Below are 17,057 nucleotides of genomic sequence, written 5' to 3'. Positions count from 1 at the left end.
AACTTACAGTGTTTTTTAGTTGAACAGAACATAACTCATAACATTTTTCTACTTCATAGAGGCGATCGCCTTTAACTTTATAATTTAGATATTCTGCTATAGAGGAATCGCCAGCTCATAGCAGAGAAAACCTCGTGTTTCCTTCTCTCTTCTGCCCTCAGGAGGAAAGCGACATTAAACTGGTTTAATTTCAGCCAAATCTAAAATCTTAGGAATTAATTCTTCTTTTTTAACCGCCATCATGTGGATTCCCCGACACAGAGTTTTAGCTAGTTTTACCTGTTCGGCAGCAATTTTCATGCCTTCTTGTAGTGGTTTTTTGGCGTTAGCCAAGCGTTCGATGGTTGAGTCGGGAATATTAACTCCAGGAACGTATTTGTTGATAAATTGAGCATTTTTGGCTGATTTGAGCAGAAATATGCCTGCTAAGATTGGTTTGTTGTCAATACTGGCAATTTGATTCATAAATTTGTCCAGTTTGTCAAAATCAGTAATCATTTGACTTTGAAAGAACTGCGCACCTGCTGCCAATTTTTTCTCGAAGCGTTTTTGCAAACCAGACCAACTTTTTAGTTGTGGATCGACAGCCGCACCTGGAAATAAATCTAACGGCTTGTCTGGCAACGATTTATCGTTGAAATCTACACCGCTATTGAGTTTGGCGATTAGCTTCAGCAATCTAACTGATTCTAGTTCGAACACCGCTTTCGACTCTTTATGATCTCCGGCTTTAATCGGATCGCCAGTTAGGGCAAGAATATTGCGAATGCCCAAACCGTAAGCACCCATCAAGTCTGCCTGTAAGCCAATGCAGTTGCGATCGCGACAAGCTATTTGGCATATTGGTTCGATACCGTGTTGTAATAAGATGGTGGAAGCTGCCACAGAAGACATCCGCAACACGGCGCGACTACCATCGGTGACGTTGACGGCATGAACTCTGCCCTGAAGTTTTTTTGCTACCTCTAGCATTCTGGCAGGGCTACCACCTTTAGGAGGTGCAACTTCAGCCGTAACTAAAAAATGTCCCTGGGCTACGGCTTGACGAAAATTATCGGTCATATCAATTGGTTTTATAGTGAATTTTTCATTACTGGAGGATTAAATTGCCCGTTAGTTAATCGCTGCGATCGCCAATACCTATTTAACACTCTACAACGGTGGTAAATAACCCATAGCATCTTTTACTCTAGCTAAAGTTTTGTTAGCTACGGATGCTGCTCTAGTCGCACCATCTCGCAATACGGAGTTGAGGTAATCTCGATTATCCATAATTTCACGATACTTTTCTTGGATTGGTCGCAGAGTTTCGATAGTAGTTTCGGTTAACAATGGCTTAAACTGTCCCCAGCCCATATCCTGACATTCAGCGGTTACTTCAGCTTTGGTTTTTCCCGAAAGAAGCTGATATAAGCTAAGTAAATTATGACATTCTGGGCGTTCTGGGTCGTCAAAAGTCAATCCTTTAATAGGATCGGTTTTACATTTTTTAATTTTCTTTTTAATTATCTCAGGCGGATCGAGAAGTTCGATGCGACTTAATTCAGAAGGATCGGATTTAGACATTTTTTTCGTACCGTCTGCCAGACTCATTACTCGCGCTCCTTCAGAACGTATTAAAGGCTCTGGTACTTTTAGTATGGGTTCTTTTTTCTTGCCAAATTTGTCGTTAATTCTACCTGCAATATCTCTAGTTAATTCTAAATGTTGTTTTTGATCTTCTCCCACCGGTACTTTATCGGCATCGTAGAGTAAAATATCGGCTGCCATTAAGACCGGATAATCGAGTAAGCCAACTCCAACGTTTTCTCCTTGTTTGACTGCTTTTTCTTTAAACTGAATCATTCTTTCTAGCCAGTTTAAAGGCGTGACACAATTGAGCAGCCAAGTGAGTTCGCTGTGTGCGCTGACGTGTGACTGGACGAAGATAGTAGAGCAGTTTAAGTCTATGCCACAAGCTAAGTAAATTGCCGCCATGTTGTAGGTATTTTTGGCGAGAACTTTGGGATCGTGGGGAACGGTAATGGCGTGTAAGTCAGCAAAAAAGAAAAAGTTTTCGTATTGGTTTTGAATTTTTACCCAATTGGCGATCGCCCCTAAATAGTTACCCAAATGTAAATTACCAGTAGACTGAATTCCAGATAAGACGCGCTGTTTACTCATGTTAAAAAATTTGTCCGATTACGAACTTGCCGTCAGTTTGGCAAAAGACAGAAAATCTCCACAATAACCTAGTATGACATCATTTTATTATTCTTCGAGGGTTCCAACTTCGACCACGATTTAACTCGCTGCGCTCGAAGTAAGAAGGAAGAGGGAAGAAGTTACCCTTCTTCCCTCTTCCTTCTGTTTAATCTAAAATTTATTTCAGCCCAATTTTTTACCAAACAGCAATATGATTTATCTCGACTCGGCGCTCGTGGAAGAAGCGAAAATAGCTGTAGGCTTAGGCTGGATCGAAGGCATTACTACCAATCCTACTTTATTGGCAAAAAGTGATTTATCTCCTGAAACTACTCTCAGCCAGTTAGCCACAATTTGCCCCGGTAAATTATACTACCAACTCTGCGCTACAGACTTTGAGGACATGGTAGCAGAAGGAAGAAAAGCTAGAGAAATTATTGGTAATAAAACAGTCTTAAAAATTCCCGCTACGACCTTGGGTTTTCAGGTAACTGCACATTTAGCTTCGGAAATTACCTGTGCGGTGACGGCTATTTACAGTGCGGCTCAGGCTGCAATTGCTGCTGAAGCGGGAGCAAAATATGCGATCGCCTATGTCAATCGCGCTACGAGGTTACTGGGTGATGGTTTGGCATTGGTTAGAGAGATGTCAGAGATTTTAAAAGGTAGCGATACTACTATTCTTGCCGCCAGTCTCAAATCCCCCCATGAAGCTGCCGCGACTTTAAGAGCAGGAGCGCACCATCTTACCATTCCCCTATCAATTTTACAGCAAATGACCGTTCACGAACTATCAGAAAAAACTGTAGTGGAGTTTCAAGAAAAAGGAACGGGAATCAGTTATTAAGGTTTTAGTAGCTGGGCAGATTTATTTATAATACGCCAGCAATTATCGATTTATGGAGAAGTGATGGAATTAAGCTGTAGAACATCTTCTGAGCTGAGTTGCCAGTTGGCTGCTTCTGCATTATCTCGCGCTTGGCGAGGATTTTTAGCTCCAGGAATGGGGATAACGTTGCCTTGAGCGATGAGCCAGTTAAGCGCTACCTGAGCGGGAGTTTTGTCATATTTGGCTCCCAGTTGCCCTAGCAGAGTTATTATGGGTTCGAGTTTTCTCAATCCTGCCGAGGAAAAGCGACGATCTAATTTTCTAGCACCTTGTATGGAGTTTGAATTGTCAGCGGTATATTTTCCCGTAAGTAATCCTTGAGCTAAAGGGCTATACGCCAAAATGGTAATTCCTAATTGACGAGCTAGATCGAGAATACCATTTTGTTCGATTTGGCGCGTAATCAATGAATAGCGTACTTGATTGACGGCAAGAGGAACCTCATACTCTGCCAACAGAGTGTGAGCTTGCTTCATCTGTTCTGCCGAGTAGTTGCTAACTCCCACAGCCTGAATACGTCCACGTTTGACTTCTGAGGCGAGAGCTTCCATCAAAGTAGACTGTCCCATAAAAAAGCTAAAGGGCGTATGAACCTGATAGAGAGCGATTTGCTCTACTTGCAATCGTTCTAAGCTGCCAGTTAAAGCCTCAGCTACTGCTTCTTTACCAAACCGCCAAGGTAGTGGAAAATATTTAGTGGCGATTTTTACCGGAGAGTCCGTTTGTTTTAAAAATTTTCCGATTAATCGTTCTGATTCTCCCAAACCATAAACTTCGGCGGTGTCAAAAAAAGGAACCCCACCAGCAACCGCAGCCTGAAAAGCCCGAGCTACATCGGATTCATCGTAGTCATTGCCATAGCTCCAAAACAGGCGATCGCCCCATGCCCAAGTTCCAATGCCCAAGGCGGGAAGAGAAATATTGCCGACGGAAAGTGATAGTGTTTTCATTGGTTACTAATTGTTTTGTTGATTTCTCGAGCTTAAATCACTTGAAGTCTAAAATAAGACTTGTCATAATTTATACGCTGCACTGAGAAGCGACAAAAAGACATCAACAAATGCAAATTGTCTGTTTTATCTAGGGAACTATATTTACTGTAGAAGAATAATTTTTAGTTCTCTATCAATTCACATTTTGGCGAATGATTTTAGGAAAAAATAAAAGCTTCAGAAAACAAAACATAGGTATTTTAGCTCCACCCGAACTCAGGTGAGATTAATTTATACTGCGGATTTCTGGTCGGTAACTGTCTAAGATGTCCTGAATCCGATCTCTTTGTTGCTCAGTAAGCTCTAGGCTGTCGATAAACTCTTCTGACGATGATGGTTCTTGCTGCGATTGAGCTAGAAGTCTAGCACCGATGTATTATTAATAAGCTGGCTAAATTTAATTGATATAGTTTACAACTCAAACAATAAGATAAAACTTGCGGATATTGTTTATTCTGAAATCTAAATTAAACTTTTGGTTAAGCCTAAGTATTACAGTAGCATTATTATTTAGTGTGGCTGGATTGATGCTAGCTTTTGCTCCTCATACCATTCAAGATGATGCTCGACAGCACGTATTTTGGATGCAACAGTTTAACGATGCAGATTTATTTAGCCAAGATTTAATTGCTAATTACTTTATTTCTGTTGCGCCTTGGGGTTATAAGGTTTTATATCAACTGGTTAATAATTTGGGGATCAAACCTTTTCTATTTAGTAAAACTTTGCCAGTGCTTATTGGTGTAGTTACCACAGTTTATTTATTTTTAGTTTGTCTAGAAATTTTTCCCGTTCCCTTCGCTGGATTTGTAGCAAGTTTGCTATTAAATCAAAATCTCTGGATGCTAGACGATCTTTCTTCTGGTACGCCTAGAGCTTTTTTTTATCCCTTATTTCTGGGGTTTGTTTATTATTTAATACGACGGAGTTTTTTGGCTTATTTTGCAATTATTTTTCAGGGTTTATTTTATCCACAAACCGTCTTGATTTCGTTGATAATATTAGCGGTCAATTGTTGGCGCGATTCTATATATCGCTGGTTTTATTTAATAGGTTTATTAGTTGCGATAGTTATACTGGGAATTTATGCTTTGCAGACTTCTGAATTTAGTCAAGTTGTTAGTTTGGCAACTGCTAAAACTCTACCAGAATTTTATTCGGGTGGAAGAAACGAGTTCTTTCTCGATAATTCTCTAGTATTTTGGCTGTATGCACCAAGAAGTGGTTTTTTTCCTCGCGAATGGCAATATGTTTTGTTGTGTTCTTTCGGTTTATGTTTGCCAATTTTACGAGTATTTCCTCGACAATTTCCTTTAGTAACTAAGATAAATAAAAATATTAAAGTTATTTGGCAGATATTTTTAGCCTCTTTAATTATGTTTGCTTTAGCCCATATATTCTTATATAAACTACATTTACCAAGCCGTTATTCTCAGCATACATTGAGAATTATTATTGCTCTGGTAAATGGCATGACGATCGCAATTATTTTAAACCCTATTTTCAATCGTATTACTAAATATCAAAAATTTCTCAAACCCCTACTTACTATCATCATAGTCAGCGCATTATTATATCCAACTTATGCGGTACGAGCATATCCCTATCGACTCGGTTACGTTACGGGAAAATCCCCCCAACTCTATCAGTTTTTGCAGCAACAGCCAAAAGATATTTTAATTGCATCTTTGAGTCAGGAAGCCGATTTTATTCCCAGTTTGGCAGAGCGTTCTGTTTTGACGGCAGCAGAATATAGCATTCCCTATCATTTAGATTATTATCAGCCTCTTCGCCAACGAACTCAAGATTTAATTGCGGCGCAGTATAGTAACAACTTAGAAGTAATTCAAACTTTTATCGATAAATATAATTTAGATATGTGGTTATTAGATCGTGATGCTTTTACAGTAAATTATCTGGAAAATAATAATTGGTTAATGCAGTTTCAACCACAAGCAAAAAGAGCGATCGCTTTTCTCCAGCAAAATTCTCAGCCAGTTCTAATAACTAAGTTTGAAGGCTGTCGTATGTTTGAGAACGATAATTTAATTCTTTTAAGTGCCAAATGTATCGAGAACGAGATTATCGACAACAGAGCGAGATCTGATTAGACTAGAGGATTGTCAATTTTGTATACTTGCTGAGAAATATAGTTTTTTTCCGTCTGCTAGATAAAAATTTGCTAAGCGATCGAGTACAGTTGGAGATTAGAAATATACCTTGGTTCGATCTGTTGCTCCTGCTGCTGACACTAATCATCATGCTCTTAGGTATTGGCAACTATGGCTTATACGAACCGCACGAAGCTCATTTTGCTATGGTTGGTAGAGAAATGGTGTTGCGCGATGACTGGATAACCCCACATCTCAACGGCGCACCATATTTAAACAAACCACCTCTACTATACTTATCGATCGCTTTTACTACTCGTTTATTTGGCGATAGTGAATTTGCGGCGCGACTTCCTGTAGCTTTGGCTGGTTGGTTGGCAATAATTATCGCTTGGAAATGGACGAGACAGCTATGGGGAGTTTATGCCAGTCGTCTTACGGCTTTAATGCTTTCGGTTACTTTAGGCTGGTTTACTTTTACTCATCAAATTCTCATTGATGTGTTACTCGGAACTTTACTGTTAGCCAGTTACTATTGTTTGTGGCGATCGCTCCATAGTAACAAAACTTGGTTTTATAGCTGCGCTTTTTATGTGTTTGTTAGTTTGTGTCTGCTAACGAAAGGATTAATTGGGATCGCCTTTCCTTTGGTTAGCTGGTTTATTGTAGTAGTTCTCAGACGAGAATGGAAGCTACTAAAGCCCATTTATTGGTTTACGGGTTTATCGATCTTATTAGCTGTAGTGTTACCCTGGTTTATTGCCGTAGAAAGAAATAATCCAGGTTTTCTGCACTATTTTATCATCAACGAACATTTCGATCGCCTGCTCGATCGCCGTTTTCCTCCAGACTACGAAGTTGTCAAAATTAGTATCTTCGGTTATTTGGCAGTTACCGCTTTGTGGTGTTTCCCCTGGAGCTTGTTTTTTCCTTCTGTAGTTAGGTTTACCTGGCAGGAGTGGCACAAAGGTTTGTCAAAAGGAACTCCAACTAATAATCGAGAACGTAGCGACGGTGTCTTGCTAATCGCGATCGCTGCTATGCTACCGGTGGTTGTATTTTTGCCTGTATCTTCCAGATTAGTTTACTATAGTATCCCCGCAGTTCCCCCTTACCTTATGCTCTGTGGAGGATGGTGGAGTAAAACTTGGTACTCTAATAAAATTATCAAGAAAACTACGATAGGAGCAATTTCTTCTTTAGTTGTCTATGGTTCGAGCGCAATTTTAATTGGTTTGGGTTTTGCTAGTGCGATCGCTGTTATTCCTCAAACTGTTACTAACGCCGAAATCGATCGCCTATTAAGGTTCGTAGCGTTCGCCTTAGCTTTAGGATGGTTGGGCTTGGGGGTGGCAATGTTAAAGCGATATCGTTTGACTTGGCTGCCGATGTTGCTCGCGCTGCTGATTACCTATGCTGCTGTTATCAGAGGTTTTGTTATCTATCAAGATGTTCGTTCTTCTAAAACCCTGGTGCAGCAAGCCAATACTTGTTTGAATATCAATACTCTGTGGACTTTTGAAGGTTCCAGAGAAATTGGTGCGGCTGGTGGAATTAGCTACTATCTCAATCAAAATAAACAGTATTCTCGTAGAGAATTATTTAGCGAGCGGATATCTCTGCCGGCAGGATGGCAGCCAGGGGAAGGCGATCGCCTATATCGCACGGTAAAGGTTCTGTCCGACGGAGGCAAAAATCGCATTCCCCCTAACTTTCCGGGTTCTCCACCATCCTATTTAATTACCAAACAACAGCTACAGAGATATTGGGAAAGCGATCGCCCGGTAGTTTTTGTCACTGACTTTATGCGTCAACCAGATGATGTCAGCGATCCGCTAGCCAGAAATTTACCTGAGAATGCAGGAGATCCTTTATTGGTAGTTGAGACAAGAAAGCTTTATGGTAATGCTGCTGCTAAACAGATTTGGTGTTCGGAGTAAAGATATATTCACTTCATAATGAACCCCATCCAGCCCCAGCCTCGTAGCGTAGGTAATGACCGCAGTTTGTTAGGCAAGAATATATAAAGCAGATAGCTTAAACTTATGGAGCTTATTAAAAGCCATCTCAAATAGCAGTCAACAGTTGGCTAGATGATGCCGCAAATAATGTCAATGTTACCTACTACAATAATCGAGTTGAAGACCCACAATCTCGCAATCAATTGTTAAGGCGCGGTCTAAATCGGCTAAGGTAAGACAAGGGCGTTTGAGATGTAGCGCTGTTTCTAAATGGCTGACTTTTTTTCGAATATCCATTATTTAATATCTGAAGAAATCTATCGTACCTCTTGAGATTCAGTTGGGGTTGAAGGTTGACGAGGTTGTACTTGTAGTTTGGATAATGCAGCAACAGCGTAATATATTTCCTCGGCAACTTGTTGATTTGCCTCATCGGTTAGATGGATGGGATCGATAAAACTTGGTGAAGGATACTTGTCGCTGAGATCGTACGAGTTAACCGCTCTGACGTTTTGGGGAAAAGCATCAGCTAGTTTTTGATTGACAGCGCGAAATTGAGGATAAATATTTTTAACTGTTTGAATGTATTCTCTGCCCAATTGAGACGCGATCGCGCCTTCTGCTTCTGTGAGCTGTTTGGGATTTTGTCCCGTAATTTCTGGCTGGGTAACCATGATTAAGGGAATTTGTGCCGCCGTACAAAGCTTGAGAATTTGGAAATGATTCTCATAGTAGCGGTTTACTCTTTTTTCTAGTTCCACTTCATCTTCTGGTAGATAGTTAACCAAATTATCTAAATCTTCATTAAGGTAAAACTTAGAACTCTGCTGAAAATTTTGCGGATCTAGCCAGCGGTTGCTAACTATTTGAACTAATTGGCTGTTGTCGGCTACGGGTTCTAAAAAACGATTGAGGTAAGCTCGAAAGTAGGTAGGCGCACTATCGAGATATTCTTCTAACTGGGGAATCTCCGCTGCTTGTTCGCCACTAGGAAGCATTAAATCGGCATAGCCATCTACAATAACCACTACGTCGGGTTTATATCTGAGAATTTGCAGGGCTAACTGTGCCAACTGATTACCAGAGGCATAGCCAGGAACGGCAGCATTAATCGTTCGGTATTGTTTGGGTTGGAGCTTAGCTGGTTTGGCTAAAGCCAATTGACGTTGCTTGGCATCTGCTGGTAAGACATCGGGTTGATAGAGTTGAGGTAGATTTTTTTGCTGTTCCAACCGCTGCTGTAGTCTGGCTTCTAACTGTTCGCTAATGGTTGTTTCATTGCTAGAGCTACCATAACCAAAAGCTGTCGAGCCACCGAGAAGAAAAATTCTCATTTCGTCTTCAGGTTTAGTCGTGGCAACTGGTTGGCGATCGCGAAAACCCTGTTGGTTGATTTGCCAATATTGGTTGTTTTGGGACTGCTGCAACTGATAACCGACAGACAGGCTACGTTTGACCACCAGAGTCCCTTCTGTCTCCAGTGTCTCGTAAGGTTCTCCCGTTTCGCTAACAAATTTAAGCTGATAGGCTCTAGCCAAATCTGGTTCTACTGTAGCTGGAGTAAACTTAGGGCGATCGCCGCTAATATCGACTACAACCCGAGTTAAAAGTTCTAACACTACCAGAAATAAAACCAGAGACACAATCGTCCACACCCAGGAAAATTTCGGACTCCGCTTGGGTTTGCGTCTGGTAAAAATTAAACGTTTTTGAGGTCGTTTGAACATAGACCAACTTGTTTGTATGTATTTTCTTATTATCTAATAAATAAAAAATTGCTAGCGATTGTATTTATTTTAAGTATTACAACAGTCTATAATCGATTCTTGGGCGTTAGAATTCAGTTTATTTTTCGTTTTCTAGCTTGCCTTCTTTTGTTTTACTCTTTAATTTATTTACCCCAATCTGTTTTTTTGCCAACAACGAAAGCCGGTCACAATACATTAATTAACTATGACTTACAAATTACTATTTGTGTGTTTGGGTAACATCTGTCGCTCTCCGTCGGCAGAGAATATCATGAATCATCTAATCGAACGGGCAGGATTACAAACTAAAATTGTTTGTGATTCTGCAGGAACTTCTGGCTACCATATTGGCGCTTCTCCAGACCGCCGCATGAGTACTGCCGCTTTCCAAAGAGGCTTACAACTTCGAGGTCGTTCGCGTAAATTACATCCCTCCGATCTTCAACGATTTGACCTGATTTTAGCTATGGATCGGGAAAATTACCAGGACATTTTATATTTGGATCGAGAGGGTAAATATGAAGATAAAGTCTATTTAATCTGTGATTTTGCGACTAATTATCAAGAGCGAGAAGTTCCCGATCCCTATTATGGGGGACAAGAGGGTTTCGAGCGAGTAATGGATCTTTTGTTCGATGCCTGTGAGGGATTGTTAAATTATGTAATTAACTCCGAAGCTTATCAAAGCAAATAATAATCTAACTTAAATTATAATGAATCGATTCAATTTGAAAATTTTTTCAAAGTTTTGGGAAATTGCCAAACTTTATTGGTTGGGAAATGAAAAAAAAGGTGCGCTGACTCTTTTAGGTCTACTTTTTGTTCTATTAATTGCTTATACGCAACTCAGCGTCGTACTGACTCAAAAACAAGGAGAAATTATTTCTTCTTTATCTGCTAAAGACGTAGCTCGATTTTGGAATACAATTAAAATTTTTCTAATTGTATTAATTTTATACGTACCGTTATTTGCTGGATTTAACTATCTTCAAGAAAAAGTAGGTATTTACTGGCGTCGATGGCTGACTTATTATTTTTTGAATCGTTATTTGAGTAACCGCTCTTTCTATGAATTGGGAAATTTCAATACAGCTATAGATAACCCCGATCAGCGTATCGCTGAAGATGTTAGAGGTTTTACTCAAGATTCTTTATTATTTTTATTAGTTATAGTTAACTCAATCTTCCAAATTATTGCCTTTAGTGTCGTTCTTTGGACTATTTCTTCTAATCTAGTCTTAATCTTAGTTATATATGGCGTAGGGGGAACCCTAATAACTATAGGAGTGTTTGGGAAAAAACTAGTTAAAATTAATTTCGGTCAATTAAGAAAAGAAGCGAATTTTAGATATGGCTTAGTAAGAATTAGAGAAAATTCCGAATCTATTGCTTTTTATCGCGGGGAATCTCAAGAAAACAACAAATTAAGAAATATATTTAGTGAGGCTTTTCGTAACTATAATTTATTGATTATTTGGCGAGAATTATATTTAGGATTGTTTACGAACGCCTATGAATTTTTACCCTACATTATTCCCGCTATAGTTGTCGCTCCCAGTGTTTTTTCTGGAGAATTTGAAGTCGGAAAAGTTACCGAAGCTCAAATAGCTTTTGCTCGTGTTTTTACTGCCTTAAACTTAATCGTAGCTCGCTTTCAATCTCTAACGGCATTTGCGGCAGGAGTCGAGCGTTTGTCCGATTTTGAAGATTATTTAGATCGTTCTAAGAAAGGTACTGCTGCGCTTAAGCTCTCAGAGCGACCCACTATTGAAACTATTATTGAAGAACGTCTGGCTGCCGCACGCTTAACTTTACAAACGCCCAATTATCAAAAGACATTAGTAGAAGATTTAACTGTAAATCTGAAACTCGGACAGGGTTTATTGATCGTAGGAGCGAGTGGCTGCGGAAAAAGCTCTCTATTAAGAGCGATCGCCGGTTTGTGGAATTCTGGTAAAGGTACCATATATCGTCCTGCTTTAGAAAAAATGCTTTTTCTACCCCAAAAACCTTACATGATTCTGGGAACTCTCCGCAATCAGTTAACTTATCCCCATCCCAACTTAGAAATTACCGACGAAGAAATTGCTAGAGTTTTACAAGCAGTTAACCTAGCCGACCTGGCAGAGCGTTTTGGTGGTCTCGATCTAGAAAGAGACTGGGCTGAAGTTCTATCTTTAGGAGAACAACAGCGACTGGCATTTGCCCGAATTTTAATTAACCAACCAGAATACGTTATTCTCGATGAAGCGACCAGTGCTCTAGATATAGATAACGAAGCAAGTTTATATCACCGCTTACAACAAAGCCAAGCTACTTACGTCAGCGTCGGTCATCGTCCTACTCTGGTAAAATACCATCACCTAGTTTTAGAAATGACCGAGGGCAACCACTGGCAATTAAAAGATCCCTCTCAGATGTACTCTGAGTGAGAAGTTGCCTATTTACAAGGTGTCACACGAGTTTGGGCTCGCCTCTAACAGTTAATGTAAGCTAGATATTTATTCACCATTAGCGCATGAGGACAAAGACTTAATTTTTCATTTAAGACTTCAAGGCATAAGATATGGTGTAAATTGATTTAAAAAATCAAAAGTGAATGAGTGGTTTAAAAAATACGATTAAAGCAGCTACCTTAGTCGATATTCTCCGTTATCGGGCGATCGAGCGTCCAAATCAAACCGTTTACACCCTATTAGTCGATGGAGAAACTGAAGCGAGCGATCTTACTTATGGAGAATTGGAACGAAAGGCTCGAGAAATTGCAGGTTATCTTCAATCGCTCTGTCGTCCTCAAGAAAGAGTTTTATTACTGTATCCACCTGGTTTAGAGTATATTCAGGCTTTTGTTGGCTGTCTCTATGCTGGAGTTATTGCGATTCCCGCCTATCCTCCCCGACCCAATCGCTCTCTATCGCGCCTCCAAAGTATTATTCGAGATGCCGAGGCAACCGTAGCTCTAACCACTCATTGCATACTAACAAATTTGGAGCGCAAACTAGACCAGTATCCCGAACTCAATAGCTTGCGTTGGCTGACGAGCGATCGCCTCGATAATGATTTCTCCCAACACTGGCAACAACCCGAATTATCAGGGGATACTATCGCTTTCTTGCAATATACCTCTGGTTCTACTGCCGAACCCAAGGGAGTCAAAATAGCTTATCGTAATTTACTCCACAATCTCGAATCAATTTATCGTTGCTTTCGCCATTCCACCGAGAGTAGAGGAGTTATTTGGCTACCTCCCTATCACGATATGGGATTAATTGGTGGTATTTTACAGCCTTTATATGGGGATTTTCCCGTTACTTTAATGTCTCCCCTGATGTTCCTGCAAAATCCCATGCGCTGGTTAGAAGCCATCTCGCGGTATCGAGCGACCACCAGTGGTGGTCCCAATTTTGCCTACGATCTCTGCGTGCGTAAGTTTAAACCAAAACAGCTATCAGGTCTCGATCTCAGTAGTTGGGAAATCGCTTTTAACGGCGCAGAACCAATAAATTATGAAACTATTGAAAAATTCACCCATACTTTTGCTCCCTATGGATTTCGGCAAGCAGCTTTTTACCCTTGCTATGGTATGGCAGAAGCTACTCTAATTATTTCTGGAGGCTCGGCAACTACTGGAGTGACTACTAAAACAGTCAAGGGCAAAGCTTTAGAACAAAATCGAGTGGTGCTCGCAGAGCCTACAGAAGAAAATGCTCGCGTCATCGTTGGTTGTGGACAGAGTTTGCCCGACCAAAAAATCGCCATTGTCAATCCCGAAACTCTAACTTCTTGTCAGCCTGGAGAAGTAGGAGAGATTTGGGTGGCTGGTAGTAGCGTGGCTTGCGGCTACTGGAATCAACCTCTACAGACAGAATGTACTTTTAATGCCTATCTTGAAGATCTTAAGCTCGGAGGATTTCTGCGTACTGGGGATTTGGGTTTTATCGAGAACGGCGAGCTATTTGTTACTGGTCGCCTTAAAGATTTGATTATTATCAAAGGGCGCAATCACTATCCGCAAGATATCGAACGTACGGTAGAAGAAAGTCATCCCCTAATTAGACCGAGCTGCGCGGCCAGCTTTTCGGTAAATATTGAAGGTGAAGAAAAGCTAATTATTTTGGCTGAAATAGATCGTTATTACTGGAGCAGCAACCGTTCTAGTAAAGCCAACGGCAAGCAAGAACCGGACAATAATCCAGATGCTAGGGAGCTTATTCAATCAATTCGCCGTGAGGTTTCTAAAAATCACGAGCTGCAGATCCACAGTGCTCTGTTGTTAAAACCAGGTAGTCTTCCCAAAACTTCTAGCGGCAAAATCCAACGCCATATTTGTCGTGCGGGATTTTTAGCTGGAACTTTAGGGGCATTACCAGTGGATTAGTCGAGGGATAATTAATAATTAATCGCCGCTTTCACGGTTTATCATTTAACCCTCAGTGTACTATGCAATCCTATTCTCTAATTGCTCCAGCTAAGATTAATCTTTATTTAGAAATTATTGGCGATCGCGCCGATGGTTTTCACGAACTGGTAATGATCCTCCAGAGTATTGCTCTGGCAGATCGCATTACCATCGAACCCAACGACACTCAAAAAATTAGCTTGCGCTGTGACTCGGCTCAAATACCAGCAGACGAAACCAATCTGGCATATCGTGCGGCTAAGTTAATGTGTGAGGTTTTTTCCGAGGTTTATGCTAATTATGGCGGGATGAATATTGCCATCGAAAAAAATATTCCCGTAGCTGCGGGTTTGGGCGGTGGTTCGGCAGATGCCGCAGCAGTATTAGTGGGAATCAATCTAATGTGGGAATTGGGTTTGACTTCTCCGGAACTTCACGAACTGGCAGCTCAATTGGGTTCGGACATTCCTTTCTGTATTTCTGGCGGCACAGCGATCGCCACGGGGAGAGGAGAAAAATTGGACTTAATTCAGGATTTGGATAACTTGTGGGTAGTTTTAGCAAAATATAGTGGCTTGAACGTTTCTACTTCCTGGGCCTATCAAACCTATCGTCATCAGTATGGCGATACCTACAAGCGCGATCGTGCTGAGGTTCGAGCTCGTACGGCGGAAGTCCACGCTGGTCCTTTGGTTAGTGCCATAATAAAAAGGCAGGGAGCAGATGTCGGTAAATTACTACGCAACGACTTAGAAAAGGTAGTTTTGCCTGCATATCCCCAAATAAAAAAATTGCGTGATGCTTTTGCCGAACTAGGAGTATTGGGAACGATGATGTCTGGTAGTGGTTCTGCGGTTTTTGCTCTTTGCGAGTCAGAAACACGAGCCGTCTCCATCGAAAGACAAATGCGTACTAAAATTCCCAATCCCGAATTGGGTTTGTGGGTTACTCAGCTTTTTACTAGCGGCATTCATCTTGGAGTTTAACTAACCTCAACCGAACACAATGACCGAACCTGAAGCCATCAAGGCGTTATTAGAAGCGATCGCCGCAGGCAAAATTAGTCCCGAAACCGCCTTAGAAAAACTCAAACACCTTCCTTTTGAAGCTGTTGCCGACTTTGCCAAGATCGATCGCCACCGCCAGTTAAGAACGGGATTTCCCGAAGTGATTTGGGGTTTGGGTAAAACTCCCCAACAGATAATTAAAATTATCCAAGCCATGAGACAAGATACGCCTGTAGTCATGGCAACTCGCATCGAACCAGAAGTGTACCGACAGGTAAAAGCTAAAGTTGACGATTTGAACTACTACCCTGCGGCGCGAATTTGTGCTCTTTCCCAATCTAATGCAATTAAACATCCCGGTAAGATCTCGATTTTGTCGGCTGGTACTGCCGATCTTCCCGTTGCCGAAGAAGCAGCAGTTACTGCCGAACTTTGCGGTTTTACCGTCAACCGTCTTTGGGATGTGGGCGTAGCGGGAATTCATCGCCTCTTAAGTCACCGCGAACTGATATATGAAGCCGATGTATTAATCGTGGTTGCGGGGATGGAAGGTGCATTACCTAGCGTAGTGGCAGGAATGGCAGATTGCCCGGTAATTGGGGTTCCCACCAGTATCGGTTATGGAACTAGTTTTTCGGGAGTTTCGGCATTATTAACTATGCTTAATTCTTGTGCGGTTGGTATCGGTGTGGTTAATATTGATAATGGATTTGGTGCGGCAATTTTGGCAGGACAAATTCTGCGTACTGCAGATAAATTGAATAATCGCTCTCTCAAGGGTCAAACAAACTAACTTCAAATATCTGTAGTGGCTCTACTTAGTCTAGTTGATGGGTTAATTCATAAAGCCAAGCCACTCCAGCAGCAATCGCCTCGGCTAAAATACTAATGACGCGAAAAAAAGCAACTGTAGTTAACATTATTGCGGTCGGAAATTGTGGTCTATCGAGAGCAGCAATAATTGTTGCTTCAAAAACGCCAATTCCTCCAGGTGCACCGGGAACGATCAATCCCAATAGCCAAGCAAAACTAAAAGCACTAATCAACTGAGGTATTTGTGCGATCGCTACAGTTTTAAACGCCATCAATGTAGCTAAAAAACCAGTTCCCCGAAATAATAAAAAGCCAATTTCTCCTAAAAAAGGCGAGATTGGATAGTGTTGCAGTCTAGATTTAATTCGAGGAATTTTACTTTTACTGCGGCTCAACCGCAGCAATATGAAATTAAGAAAAAAGGGGTGAATCCCAACTAAAACTATCAATAAACTAGCAATTTGTAGCCCAATAACTTTGAAGTCGAAACCAGACGAAAGCCAACCTAGTCCAGTACTAATAAGACACAAAGATAATGCTGCAGCTGCTAACAATAATGGTTCTAACAAAACGCTAAAACTTGCCGTACCTAGAGAACCTCCATTTCGGGCAACCGCGGTAATTCTACCATAAAAATGCCAGATATTTCCAGGTAAATATTTAGCAATATTAGTAATTAAATAAATTCTAATTCCCTGCCAAGTTTTTAAAGTATGCTGAAAAATATTGAGTATCCAGATCCAAACCCAGCCAGACCACAGATGAGCTAATAAAGTTACCAACAAAGCAATTAATAACAAAAAATAATCTCCATCGCTTAGTTCGACGGCGATTATTTCTTGCCAGCGTTCTTTGAAAGTTTTACCCAAAAAAAAGAGCGTGCCTCCCAAAATAAACCAACGTAGATATGGTTTGATTGCTGACAGAATTTGCTGCATTACTTAAAGAGTAAC

General features: G+C 40.9%; 14 protein-coding genes. 8 read left to right on the top strand and 6 right to left on the bottom strand.

Annotated elements, in window-relative coordinates:
* Nucleotides 1-174: 174 nt before the first annotated feature.
* Both ACLFKQ_RS10350 and trpS read right to left on the bottom strand, forming a co-directional pair.
* Nucleotides 175-1,062, bottom strand: a complete 888-nt coding sequence (locus ACLFKQ_RS10350; RefSeq protein WP_448999747.1) for a methylenetetrahydrofolate reductase — start codon at nucleotides 1,060-1,062, stop codon at nucleotides 175-177.
* Between the two features lie 90 nt (nucleotides 1,063-1,152).
* Complete coding sequence (trpS, locus tag ACLFKQ_RS10345) at nucleotides 1,153-2,163, bottom strand: tryptophan--tRNA ligase (protein ID WP_448999746.1); 1,011 nt, start codon at nucleotides 2,161-2,163, stop codon at nucleotides 1,153-1,155.
* 232 nt (nucleotides 2,164-2,395) lie between these two features.
* Between trpS and ACLFKQ_RS10340 the strand changes: the two genes are divergently transcribed.
* On the top strand, nucleotides 2,396-3,031 hold the full coding sequence (locus tag ACLFKQ_RS10340; protein ID WP_448999745.1) for a transaldolase family protein: 636 nt from the start codon (nucleotides 2,396-2,398) through the stop codon (nucleotides 3,029-3,031).
* A 50-nt stretch (nucleotides 3,032-3,081) separates the two neighbouring features.
* Here ACLFKQ_RS10340 and ACLFKQ_RS10335 read toward each other — a convergent pair whose 3' ends face one another.
* Nucleotides 3,082-4,023, bottom strand: coding sequence for an aldo/keto reductase (locus tag ACLFKQ_RS10335; RefSeq protein WP_448999744.1), 942 nt, complete (start codon nucleotides 4,021-4,023; stop codon nucleotides 3,082-3,084).
* Nucleotides 4,024-4,592: 569 nt separating this feature from the next.
* On the opposite strand from ACLFKQ_RS10335, the gene ACLFKQ_RS10330 reads away from it, so the two are divergent.
* Both ACLFKQ_RS10330 and ACLFKQ_RS10325 read left to right on the top strand, forming a co-directional pair.
* Entirely contained in the window at nucleotides 4,593-6,176 is a 1,584-nt protein-coding gene (locus tag ACLFKQ_RS10330) for a hypothetical protein (RefSeq protein ID WP_448999743.1), read from the top strand.
* Nucleotides 6,177-6,202: 26 nt separating this feature from the next.
* Nucleotides 6,203-8,116: a glycosyltransferase family 39 protein gene (locus tag ACLFKQ_RS10325; protein ID WP_448999742.1), complete on the top strand. Its 1,914-nt coding sequence runs from the start codon at nucleotides 6,203-6,205 to the stop codon at nucleotides 8,114-8,116.
* A 177-nt stretch (nucleotides 8,117-8,293) separates the two neighbouring features.
* On the opposite strand, the gene ACLFKQ_RS10320 is transcribed toward ACLFKQ_RS10325, so the two are convergent.
* Both ACLFKQ_RS10320 and ACLFKQ_RS10315 read right to left on the bottom strand, forming a co-directional pair.
* Nucleotides 8,294-8,434, bottom strand: coding sequence for a hypothetical protein (locus ACLFKQ_RS10320; RefSeq protein ID WP_448999741.1), 141 nt, complete (start codon nucleotides 8,432-8,434; stop codon nucleotides 8,294-8,296).
* A 20-nt stretch (nucleotides 8,435-8,454) separates the two neighbouring features.
* Nucleotides 8,455-9,864 carry an SGNH/GDSL hydrolase family protein gene (locus ACLFKQ_RS10315; RefSeq protein WP_448999740.1) on the bottom strand — a complete coding sequence of 470 codons (1,410 nt, stop codon included), beginning with the start codon at nucleotides 9,862-9,864 and terminating at the stop codon, nucleotides 8,455-8,457.
* Between the two features lie 226 nt (nucleotides 9,865-10,090).
* Between ACLFKQ_RS10315 and ACLFKQ_RS10310 the strand changes: the two genes are divergently transcribed.
* The 5 genes from ACLFKQ_RS10310 (at nucleotide 10,091) to larB (ending at nucleotide 16,084) form a co-directional block, all read left to right on the top strand.
* Nucleotides 10,091-10,579: a low molecular weight protein-tyrosine-phosphatase gene (locus ACLFKQ_RS10310; protein WP_448999739.1), complete on the top strand. Its 489-nt coding sequence runs from the start codon at nucleotides 10,091-10,093 to the stop codon at nucleotides 10,577-10,579.
* Nucleotides 10,580-10,598: 19 nt separating this feature from the next.
* Nucleotides 10,599-12,317 (top strand): ABC transporter ATP-binding protein/permease, encoded by a 1,719-nt coding sequence (locus ACLFKQ_RS10305; protein ID WP_448999738.1) that lies wholly within the window; start codon nucleotides 10,599-10,601, stop codon nucleotides 12,315-12,317.
* Nucleotides 12,318-12,484: 167 nt separating this feature from the next.
* Nucleotides 12,485-14,263, top strand: coding sequence for a fatty acyl-AMP ligase (locus tag ACLFKQ_RS10300; protein ID WP_448999737.1), 1,779 nt, complete (start codon nucleotides 12,485-12,487; stop codon nucleotides 14,261-14,263).
* Between the two features lie 62 nt (nucleotides 14,264-14,325).
* Nucleotides 14,326-15,270, top strand: a complete 945-nt coding sequence (ispE, locus tag ACLFKQ_RS10295) for a 4-(cytidine 5'-diphospho)-2-C-methyl-D-erythritol kinase (protein WP_448999736.1) — start codon at nucleotides 14,326-14,328, stop codon at nucleotides 15,268-15,270.
* Between the two features lie 19 nt (nucleotides 15,271-15,289).
* Nucleotides 15,290-16,084 (top strand): nickel pincer cofactor biosynthesis protein LarB, encoded by a 795-nt coding sequence (larB, locus tag ACLFKQ_RS10290; protein WP_448999735.1) that lies wholly within the window; start codon nucleotides 15,290-15,292, stop codon nucleotides 16,082-16,084.
* 25 nt (nucleotides 16,085-16,109) lie between these two features.
* On the opposite strand, the gene ACLFKQ_RS10285 is transcribed toward larB, so the two are convergent.
* Nucleotides 16,110-17,042, bottom strand: coding sequence for a lysylphosphatidylglycerol synthase domain-containing protein (locus ACLFKQ_RS10285; RefSeq protein WP_448999734.1), 933 nt, complete (start codon nucleotides 17,040-17,042; stop codon nucleotides 16,110-16,112).
* Nucleotides 17,043-17,057 lie beyond the last annotated feature (15 nt).

It is taken from the genome of Myxosarcina sp. GI1(2024), assembly GCF_053543375.1.
This window is presented reverse-complemented; position numbering and strand designations above follow the sequence as displayed.

Excerpts from the sequence above, each read along its gene's own strand:
- ACLFKQ_RS10350 (WP_448999747.1), bottom strand. The coding sequence starts at position 1,062 with ATGACCGATAATTTTCGTCAAGCCGTAGCCCAGGGACATTTTTTAGTT.
- trpS (WP_448999746.1), bottom strand. The coding sequence starts at position 2,163 with ATGAGTAAACAGCGCGTCTTATCTGGAATTCAGTCTACTGGTAATTTA.
- ACLFKQ_RS10340 (WP_448999745.1), top strand. The coding sequence starts at position 2,396 with ATGATTTATCTCGACTCGGCGCTCGTGGAAGAAGCGAAAATAGCTGTA.
- ACLFKQ_RS10335 (WP_448999744.1), bottom strand. The coding sequence starts at position 4,023 with ATGAAAACACTATCACTTTCCGTCGGCAATATTTCTCTTCCCGCCTTG.
- ACLFKQ_RS10330 (WP_448999743.1), top strand. The coding sequence starts at position 4,593 with ATGCTAGCTTTTGCTCCTCATACCATTCAAGATGATGCTCGACAGCAC.
- ACLFKQ_RS10320 (WP_448999741.1), bottom strand. The coding sequence starts at position 8,434 with ATGGATATTCGAAAAAAAGTCAGCCATTTAGAAACAGCGCTACATCTC.
- ACLFKQ_RS10315 (WP_448999740.1), bottom strand. The coding sequence starts at position 9,864 with ATGTTCAAACGACCTCAAAAACGTTTAATTTTTACCAGACGCAAACCC.
- ACLFKQ_RS10310 (WP_448999739.1), top strand. The coding sequence starts at position 10,091 with ATGACTTACAAATTACTATTTGTGTGTTTGGGTAACATCTGTCGCTCT.
- ACLFKQ_RS10305 (WP_448999738.1), top strand. The coding sequence starts at position 10,599 with ATGAATCGATTCAATTTGAAAATTTTTTCAAAGTTTTGGGAAATTGCC.
- ACLFKQ_RS10300 (WP_448999737.1), top strand. The coding sequence starts at position 12,485 with ATGAGTGGTTTAAAAAATACGATTAAAGCAGCTACCTTAGTCGATATT.
- ispE (WP_448999736.1), top strand. The coding sequence starts at position 14,326 with ATGCAATCCTATTCTCTAATTGCTCCAGCTAAGATTAATCTTTATTTA.
- larB (WP_448999735.1), top strand. The coding sequence starts at position 15,290 with ATGACCGAACCTGAAGCCATCAAGGCGTTATTAGAAGCGATCGCCGCA.
- ACLFKQ_RS10285 (WP_448999734.1), bottom strand. The coding sequence starts at position 17,042 with ATGCAGCAAATTCTGTCAGCAATCAAACCATATCTACGTTGGTTTATT.